This is a genomic window from Streptosporangium sp. NPDC006013 (genome assembly GCF_040614275.1).
Lineage (GTDB): Bacteria > Actinomycetota > Actinomycetes > Streptosporangiales > Streptosporangiaceae > Streptosporangium.
In genome coordinates this window covers 1-9017 of record NZ_JBEXUE010000410.1, presented here as the reverse complement: position 1 = coordinate 9017, position 9017 = coordinate 1, and the positions used below count along the sequence as shown (strand labels likewise).

Below are 9017 nucleotides of genomic sequence, written 5' to 3'. Positions count from 1 at the left end.
TGGAATATCCCGAGCTGGGCATGGAGGCCGTCTGGAAGATCGAGGTCGAGGACTTCCCCGCCTTCATCGCTCAAAAAGTAGCTTTATATGACGGTCGGCTACTCAGTGTCTTTCGGGTTGGCAGGGCTCAGCCAGGGCTTGCTGCCAGAGGCGGATCACTGCGTGCACGTGGCCGGTGGCGTCGCGGTCGGCCGGGGGGTCGAGTAGGGCGCCGTGCAGTTGCGCCTCGATGCCCTGGACGGCCAGCAGGGCGTTCAGTTCGGGATTGGGGCCGCCGGCTCCCAGGCGGCGCAGTTCGCCCGCCAGCGCATGGGCGATCTGCTGTTCGGCTTGCCGGAAGCGGGTGACCAGGCCGGGGGTGCGGGGGGCTTGGTCGAACAGCAGCCGGTGTAGGTCAGGCCGGTCGGTATGCAAAGCGGCCACGCACCCCACCAGGTCGGCGAGGAGGTCAGGCAGGGGCGGGCGATGCTCGGCGGCACGGGCGAACACCTGGATGACCTGTTCGGCGCTCTGCGTCAGGTAGTGCTCGGCCAGCGCGACCAGCAGCGCGTCCTTGTTCGGGAAGTACTGATACAGCGATCCGATGGACACCCCGGCGCGTTCGGCGATCTTGTTGGTGGTGGTGTCGGCGTAGCCGTGGCGCTGGAAAAGCTGAGCCGCCGCCTCCAGGATCGCCGCGACCGTCTCGCGGGAGCGCTGCTGGCGGGGGTGTTTACGGGGCGTGAGCACGTGCCTCCAATGCGAGTACCGAAAACTGAGAATAGCTCGCATTATTGAACGGCGGGCTGGTCGCCCCACCTGCTCCCTGCTTTCCCCCTCTCTGAACGGAGATGTCTTCGTGCTGCCCGACCTCCTGGCCTACGGCGCCCGGATCCTGCCCGGCCTGTTGCTGATCGGCGCCTGCTTCGCGCCGGCGCGCGGCGAGCGCGACCCGCTGCTGCGCATCATGGTGCTCATCTTCGGCTTCGTCCTGATCAGGGACGCGATGACACCGCTGGGGTTCTGGCGGCTGGGCGCCGCGGGGGCGATTCCGTGGCTGCGCTTCACCGACCAGGCGGGGATCCTGCTGCTGTTCGGCCTCGGCACGCTGGCACTGACCGCGGGGGTGCTGCGCCTGGACGGCGGGCTTCGCTCCTTGGTGCGCTGGGGCCGGTTCACTCCGGTCACGGTCAGCTGGGGCGTCGTCGGCGGCGTGCTGGCCGCCGGCCCGGTCCTGCTGCTGTCGCTACTGACGCCGATGGCGGAGCGGGGCGGAGCGGTCGCCGTCACGTTGCTGCCGGTGCTGCTGGCCTTCAGCCTGATGGGCAACCTCGCCGAGGAGGTGCTGTTTCGCGGGTTCCTTCAGGGACGGCTGGAACAGCACACCGGCGCCATCCGTGCGGTGCTGCTGTCGGCTCTGTTGTTCGCCGCCTGCCACGTCTTCCTGGCCTCGACGGTCACTGACGTCGGCTGGCCGCTGCTGGCCTTCACCCTGTACGAGGGGCTGATCTGCGCTTTCCTGCGACTGCGCAGCGGCGTGATCGCCGCCGCCCTCGCGCACGGAATCGCGATCTTCCTGCTGGCCGGCGCGCTGGTCTGAGCCGCCGAAGACGCCGAGCCGGGCCCCGGCGGTGAGCGCTCTCAGAAATGAGCGATTGTGTGAGGCCAGGGACCCCCTCGTTCGGCGAGGCGTTCAGGGGTCCCGGTAGTATCGGCGAAATTTTCAACGGATACGCAGGTCAGAGCTCCCTTAAGGACCTTCGGGCACAGCCTGGAAGGTGGGCCGCCGACCTGCTTATCCGTTGTTTCCTGCGTCGTTACTACTGGGACCCCATCTTGGTGCAATCGCACCGCCGACGGCCCCGACTTCATGTTCCTGCACGAAGCACTCCCGGGTGACGTGATGGAGGGTTGCTGGAACATTGATTTGAAAGCTCCGGAGGCCTGTGAATGGGACTCGCCGAAGGCACCTCCACCCTGGCGCCCGCGCAAATACGTAAAACGGCGCCCGTCACCGTCGGCCTGCTCATGGGCGTCTGGGTGATCGACTACGTCGATCGGGTGATGATGGCCGTCGCGTTGCTGTTCATCGGCGAGGAGTTCGCGCTCACCAAGACCGAGCAAGGCTGGCTGATCACCGCCTTCTCCCTGGTCTATCTGCTGTGCCAGGTGCCGGGCGGCATCCTCGCCGACAAGTTCGGCGCCCGCCGCCAACTCATGGTCTCTCTGCTGCTCTGGTCGGTCTTCACCGCCCTCACCGGTATCGCCTGGGGTCTGGCATCCCTCCTCGTCATCCGTGCTCTCTTCGGCGTCGGCCAGGGCCTCTTTCCCGGCGCATCCTTCAAGGCCATCGCGGAACGCACCACCACCCCCGCCGTCCGCGCCACCGCCGCCGGTGCCATGCTCGCCTCCAACCAGCTCGGTGCCGGCGTCGCCCCGCTCATCGTCGCGCTGATCGTGCCCCAGCGCCCTGAACAGTTCAGCCTCAGAAAGAAGGAGCTCGCATGACGACATACGATCTGGTCCTCGCCCGCGGCCGGGTCATCGACCCCGAGACCGGTCTGGACGCCGTACGCGACGTCGGAGTCAACGGCGGGGTCATCCAGGCCGTCTCCGACCAGCCACTCGACGGCGTCACCACCGTCGACGCGACCGGCCTGGTCGTCAGTCCGGGCTTCATCGACCTGCACAGCCACAGCATGGACGTCGCCGGCCACCGCCTGCAGGCGCTCGACGGCGTCACTACCGTCCTGGAACTCGAGGCCGGCGCCTACCCGGTCGCCGCCGCCTACCGCAGGGCCGAGACCGAGGGCAGGCCCCTCAACTACGGCTTCGCCACCTCCTGGGCTGTGGCCCGTATGGCCGTCCTCCTCGGCCTCGACACCAGCGGCGACCTGAGGAATGACTTCCTCGCCAACATCGGCCGCGAGGAATGGCAGCGCGCCGCTCCGCGAAATGTCGTCGACCGCATCGTCGGCATGCTGGAGCGCGACCTCGGCGACGGCGCGCTCGGCGTCGGCATCCTCGTCGGCTACGCGCCCCGCGTCGATCCCTCCGAGTACCTCGCCGTGGCCACCCTCGCCGCCCGCGTCGGGCTGCCCACCTATACCCACGCCCGCGAACTTGTCGAGATGGACCCCTCCACTCCCGTCGACGGTGCCGAGGAGATCGTCCGCGCCGCCGCCGAGACCGGCGCGCACATGCACTACTGCCACGTCAACAGCACCTCCATCCGCCATGTCGACCGCGTGCTCGGCCTGGTGGAGAAGGTTCGCGCCGAAGGCTCGCGCGTCACCACCGAGGCCTACCCCTACGGCGCGGGCATGACCGGCGTCGGCGCGGCCTTCCTCGCCCCGGAACTCCTCCACCGGCGCGGGCTGACCCCGCACTCCATCGGCCTGCTCGGTGCCGAGGGGCGTATCCCCGACGCAGACACCCTGCGTCGGGTCCGCGAGAGCGAACCCGGCTCGGCGGCTTTCGTCCACCTGCTCGACGAGGATGACCCCGCCCAGTTCGGCTACATCCAGCGGGCCCTCACCTTCACCGACGCCGCTGTCGCCACCGACGCCGTACCCCTCCTGTGGCGCTCGGGGGCACCCGACCCGTTCTCTTGGCCGCTCGGGCCCAACGCCGTCACCCACCCCCGTACGGCCGGCACCTACGGCCGGACGCTGCGCAGGCTCGTCCGGCAGAACGGCGTCCTGTCGCTGCCCGAGGCTGTGCGCCGGTGCACGCTCATCCCCGCCGACGTGGTGGGCTCGGGTGTCCCGGCGATGCGGAGCAAGGGCCGTGTTCAGGCGGGCTGCGACGCCGACCTGACCGTCTTCGACCCCGAGACCGTCAGCGACCGTGCCACCTACACCGAGACGGTCAGGCATTCCTCCGGTTTCGTCCACGTCCTTGTCGGCGGCCAGTTCGTGGTCCGTGACGAGTATCTGTTGCCGACCGCCCTGCCCGGGCGCGCTGTCAGAGCCTGATACCTGGTCCGGGCCGTCTGGTTGACGGCCCCGACCGCCGTTTCGGGGCCGGGGCCGCAGGCCATCCACGATTGTCCGACTCGGGGGGCCAGGGGGAAGGGAACGGAAGTTCACCACCCGCACCACCATATGGAGGTGCTGTACGGTTCCAGCGGCTCCAGCCCGGCTGCGCGTATGTCAGCGGCGACACGCACTTGGCCATTGACAGCCACCCTGCCCCCGGAGACGGACGCGAACACGTCCTGGGATGGAGATTTACGGCCTCCAAGGGCTGGTGGACCTGCGTTCAGCCACCAGGGCAGAAACCCCTCTCCCTGGCGGTTTCTGGACGAAGCGGAGTTGGACGGCGCGTCGGTGTAGTAGGGCATGATTGTGCGCGTGGCTCGCAGGAACGATCACGATGATCCTGATCCCGGCTCGGGGACGCGGGGGCATGCGAGTCCGTACGCCACCGGGGGTGGCGGGGTGGTGTTGGAGCACGCGTACGGCGCGGTCCTTCTCGCCTGCTTGTTGCAGCAGAGCCCGGTGCGAGGGCTGGGTGACGACGTCACACCGGGCGAGGTGCGGTTTCAACAGGGCGCGTGGCACCCGGTGGACGATGTGGTGGCCGTCGGGCACTGCCCTACCGGGGAGCGCCGGATGTTCGTCGGTGTCCGTCGCAATCCCACGATCGGTGCCGGCAGTGCGCCGTTCGTCGCCTTGTTGACCGATTACCTGCGCATGCTGGTCGATCACCGAGCCGAGTTCGACTCCGACCGCTGGCGGATGGGCCTCGCTGTCGCGGCGCCGCACACCGCGTCCGCGGAGGTACAGACCCTCGCGTGGATCGCCAGGCGACAGCGCGACGACGGGGAGTTCCGCGCGGCAGTGGACGCGCCGCGAGCCACAAGGGGGAAGATCCGAGAGCGATTACGGACGCTCAGGGCCGCTGTCGCGGTGGCTGCCGCCCAAGCGGAGCTTGACGCCGTCATCGGCGTCGACGAACTGACCTGGCGTCTGCTGCGAGCACTGCGCATCATCCACCTCGTCCTGGAGGGCGAGGATCCGGCCGACCGTTCCCGCGTCATCGGCGAACTCGCGAAGCTGGTCGGCGGGCTGCCACAAGCCGTCGACCTGTGGCGGCATCTCCTGGAGCTGTCATCCGGGTACGCGCAGGCGGCCGCGACCGTCGATCGCGCACTGCTGCTCCGCGATCTCGGCACGCGCCTCGACCTCGGACCGCTCGGCATGGCGGGCCGGAGTACGTCGCACATGAGTACGGCCGACGCCGGAGGGGCGCCCAGCGCGAAGCCCGTACCAGGGCCGGTGATGGTTCGGGTGTCCGAGGCGGATCCGCGCAGGCTGGGCGTGCACGCGTCCATCCGCGTCGACGGTGTGGACGAGGACCTGCCGTCCTACGTCGAGCGCGATGTGGACGGCGGCGAGCACGGGGTTCGGGCATTGCTGGCCAAAGCGGCTCACCGAGGCGGCTTCGTGCTGCTCGTCGGCGGCTCCTCGGTCGGAAAGACCCGTTGCGCCTACGAAGCCGTGCGGGCTGTGTTGCCCGACTGGCGGCTGTTCCACCCGGCGGCCGCGGGCGACATCTCCGCGCCGGCCGACGACCCTCCGCAGCGGACTGTGCTGTGGCTGGATGAGATCCAGCGTTACTTCGGCGGCGAACGTGGGCTCACCAGCGGCACCGTGCGTGAGCTTCTGAACGCGGAGTCCTCCGTAGTGATCGTCGGGACGGTGTGGCCGGATCGCTATCTCAGGTTCACCGACACGCCTGCCTACGGTGGCGCCGACCCTCATGCCAACGAGCGGGAGCTCATCGAACTGGCCGACGTGGTGATCGTCCCGGAGACGTTCTCCGCGGCTGAGCGGAGACGCGCCGAAGCCGCCGCCGCGACCGACCGGCTGCTCGCGACGGCCCTCGCCACTACCGGGTACGGACTGACACAGACCCTCGCAGCCGCGCCACAGCTTGTGCGGCGTTGGGAAATCGCCAAGACCGTGCACCCGTACGCCTGGGCGGTGCTGCTCGCCGCTCTCGACGTCAGACTGCTGGGTGCCGAGCATGCGCTGCCGGAGGAGCTGTTACGTGAGGCGGCACCGGCCTACTGCACCGACCGGCAGCGAGCCGAGGCGCCCGCCGACTGGTTCGAGCAGGGGATGGCCTACACGACCCGCAAGCTGCATGGCGCCGCCGCGGCGCTCACCTGCGTCGGCGGTGCGGAGATGGGCCAGACTGTCGGGTACGTCATCGCCGACTACCTGCTGCAGCATCTCGGCGAGGCCCGAGCCGCCGAACCGGTGCCGGCCCGCGTGTGGGAGGCGATCCTCGCCCACCTCACCGACATCGACGACGTGGTGCTGGTTGCCGAGAGCGCCGGCGCACGGCTGCTTCACAAGTACGCGGTACCGCTGTATCGCCGTGCCGCGGATGCCGGGAGCCGGATCGCGGCCGACCAGTGGACCGTCCACGTCGGCGACGCCGCCGGTCTCGCGGACCTGAGAGCCCGCGCCGAGGACATCGGCGACGGAACGCTACTCCGCCGCCAACCCGCCGAAGCGGCGGCCGAAAGCCTCGCCGAGGCACTCGTCTGGCGGGGGGAGCTGGACCAGCTCCGCATGTTGTTCCGGCCGACAGCCTTCCCGAGCCGGGGAACAGGCCAACGACTGGCCCGGGTGCTCGCCGATCGCGGCGCCAACGACGAACTAAGCGCCCTGGCCGATCGCGGCGACCTGGCCGCCGCCGAGCAGCTGGCCGAGGTGCTGGCTCGGCGGGGCGACGGCGAGGAGTTACGCGCGCGCGCCCAGTTCGAGTCCAGCGTCGATCTTCCCGCCGAAGACGATCTCCTGCTGGGGGCTCGCAAAGAGAAACGCGAGCAGACGGCGGCCCGCGGGCGACTGGCGACCTACCTGGCACACCGTGACGAGCTGGCGGAGCTGGCCGCCCGGGCCGATGCGCCTGCCACCAAACGGCTCTTCAGCCTCCTCCGCCACCGCGGCGACATGCCCGGACTGCGGAGCCTCGCCGAGGCTCGGCGAGGCATCGTCGACACCCGGCTGGTGGAGGTGCTCGCACACAGGGGTGACCGCCGCGAACTGATGTCGCTGGCGGCGCGCGGCGATGAGATGCTGCTCGACCGGATCGCCAGAGTGTTCGTTCACCTCGGCGATCTCGACGAGCTCGAGGTCCTCATCAGGTACGGGTGGACGGCCTCCGATCGGCTGGCCGGCGTGCTCGCCGACCGTGGAGACATCGCCAGGCTCCGCCGGTTCGCGGCTCGTGACGCGTGGGCCGGCCACACCCTGATCAAGGTTCTCGTCTGCCGGGGAGACCTCGCGGCGCTTCGTGACTTCGTGTCCGTTGACACCGACGGGGAAGCGAAACAGGTGTTGAACACCGTCCTGGCCGATCGCGGTGCTCTGGACGAGTTGGCGACCCGGGCGCGGCACGGCGATTCGGACGCCGCTCGCAAGCTCGCGCACGTACTCGCCGACAGAGGAGACGTCGAGGGTGCGTGGCGTGTCCTGCGTGAAGCAGGCATGGATCGGCACCGGCGAATCACCTCGATCCACGACGAGTTGACCGTGGATCTCGACGAGCTGGGCGAACGAGCCGCGGCTGGAGATGGAACGGCCGCAAGCCGGCTGGCGAGCGCCCTGGTGCGGCGGGGAGACCTCGGCCGGTTGCGAAGCCGCGCCGGCGACGGCGACTCCCAGGCCGCCTTCCGGCTCGTCGATGCCCTGCTCCATCGCGGAGATGTCGATGAGCTGCGTTCCCTCGCCGACGGCGATCACTGGTACGCGGCACAGGAACTCGCCGACGTTCTCGTGTACCGGGGCCGCGTGGACGAACTCATCGTTCGTGCCGACAGCGGTGACGACAACGCGTCCCGGCGGCTACTGGACCTGCTCGTACACCGTGGCGACCTCGACGCGCTGCGGCGCCGCGCGGACTCCGGCGATGAGGACGCCGACAGGCGGTGGCTCGAAAGCGTCGCGGACCGTGGGGACGCCGACAGACTACGCGCACGCGCCGGCCATGACTTCGGGGCCTCCAGGCGGCTGGCCGACGTTCTCACCGACCGTGGCGAGATCGACGAACTGCGGGCGCGCGCCGACAACCACGACTACAACTCGGCCCAGCAGTTGGCCGAGCTGCTGGCCGACCGGGGTGATCTCGACGGGCTACGTGCGCGCGCCGATGCCGGTGACATGCTTGCACGCTTGGCCCTCGCCGACATTCTCGCCGACCGAGGAGAAATCGACGAACTACGTGCCCGACTTCACGTGTGTCCTGCCGATTTCCACGCCGCCAGAAACCTGGTGGAGCTTCTGGTCCAGCGTGGAGACCTCGCCGAGGCCCAGCGGGTTCTCCTGTCCACGGTTGTGATCGGCGACCACCGTGCCGCCGAGCGACTGCCCGAGCTGCTGGTTCGGCTGGGCCGCCACGAACAGGCTCGGCACCTGGCCCGCTACGGCCTCAACACCGACGGCACCCCTGCCACGCCGGAGGATGTGCCTTCATGAGCCGGGCCTCTTAAGGTCAAGTAAGCGGGGTCGCTCTGAAGTTGCTCGTTGATCGCGACCCACTCGGTGCCGTAGCGGCACTGGGCCGGCTCGTACGGAGGCGGCCACTGGGCCGGATCCTGGTCGGATTTGCAGCGGTTGCTGCGCGCGGTGACCGCGACCAGGGCCCGGGGCTCGTCCAGGTCGTTGGCGTAGGCCTGGCGCTGGGCGGGGGAGTGGGCTCCGGAATCCCACGCCTCGGCCGGCGGCACCATGTGGTCGATGTCGTGCAGGGATGCCTCCTGCACGGTGGTGTCGTCGTAGTAGGAGTGTCAGGTGCCGCCGGTCAGGGCGCAGCGGGGGCCGATCTGCGGTGCTGTGGTCGCTTCGGCGATCAGGACTTACTGGCGGGTGTTGCAGCCGTCGCGGTGAGCAGCGCGCGGCGCGGCGAACGCTCCGCGTACTTCGGCCCGGCGGCCGGCGACGTCTACTGCCCTTGGTCGGAGTCGACGCCGATGGCCAGGCCCTTGGCGGCCTTGGCCGCCTCGAACACGCCGCCACCGG

6 protein-coding genes and 1 pseudogene are annotated in these 9017 nt (G+C 69.5%); 5 read left to right on the top strand and 2 right to left on the bottom strand.

Annotated elements, in window-relative coordinates; genetic code table 11:
- Positions 1–65 (top strand): annotated as a pseudogene (locus tag ABZ260_RS39585) (fumarate hydratase C-terminal domain-containing protein); the annotation flags it as partial.
- 37 nt (positions 66–102) lie between these two features.
- Here ABZ260_RS39585 and ABZ260_RS39580 read toward each other — a convergent pair.
- Positions 103–729 (bottom strand): TetR/AcrR family transcriptional regulator, encoded by a 627-nt coding sequence (locus ABZ260_RS39580; RefSeq protein WP_350962898.1) that lies wholly within the window; start codon positions 727–729, stop codon positions 103–105.
- Between the two features lie 109 nt (positions 730–838).
- On the opposite strand from ABZ260_RS39580, the gene ABZ260_RS39575 reads away from it, so the two are divergent.
- From ABZ260_RS39575 to ABZ260_RS39560, 4 genes are all read left to right on the top strand, one after another.
- Positions 839–1579, top strand: a complete 741-nt coding sequence (locus tag ABZ260_RS39575) for a type II CAAX endopeptidase family protein (protein ID WP_355627812.1) — start codon at positions 839–841, stop codon at positions 1577–1579.
- A gap of 350 nt (positions 1580–1929) precedes the next feature.
- A complete protein-coding gene (locus ABZ260_RS39570; RefSeq protein ID WP_355627809.1) occupies positions 1930–2487 on the top strand; it encodes an MFS transporter in 558 nt (185 codons plus the stop codon).
- Entirely contained in the window at positions 2484–3956 is a 1473-nt protein-coding gene (locus tag ABZ260_RS39565) for an amidohydrolase family protein (protein WP_355627806.1), read from the top strand. Before ABZ260_RS39570 ends, ABZ260_RS39565 begins: the two co-directional genes overlap by 4 nt.
- Positions 3957–4334: 378 nt before the next feature.
- A complete protein-coding gene (locus tag ABZ260_RS39560; protein WP_355627803.1) occupies positions 4335–8474 on the top strand; it encodes a hypothetical protein in 4140 nt (1379 codons plus the stop codon).
- Here the strand turns inward: ABZ260_RS39560 and ABZ260_RS39555 are convergent.
- Entirely contained in the window at positions 8420–8761 is a 342-nt protein-coding gene (locus ABZ260_RS39555) for a hypothetical protein (protein WP_355627800.1), read from the bottom strand. The genes ABZ260_RS39560 and ABZ260_RS39555 overlap by 55 nt on opposite strands.
- Between the last annotated feature and the right edge of the window lie 256 nt (positions 8762–9017).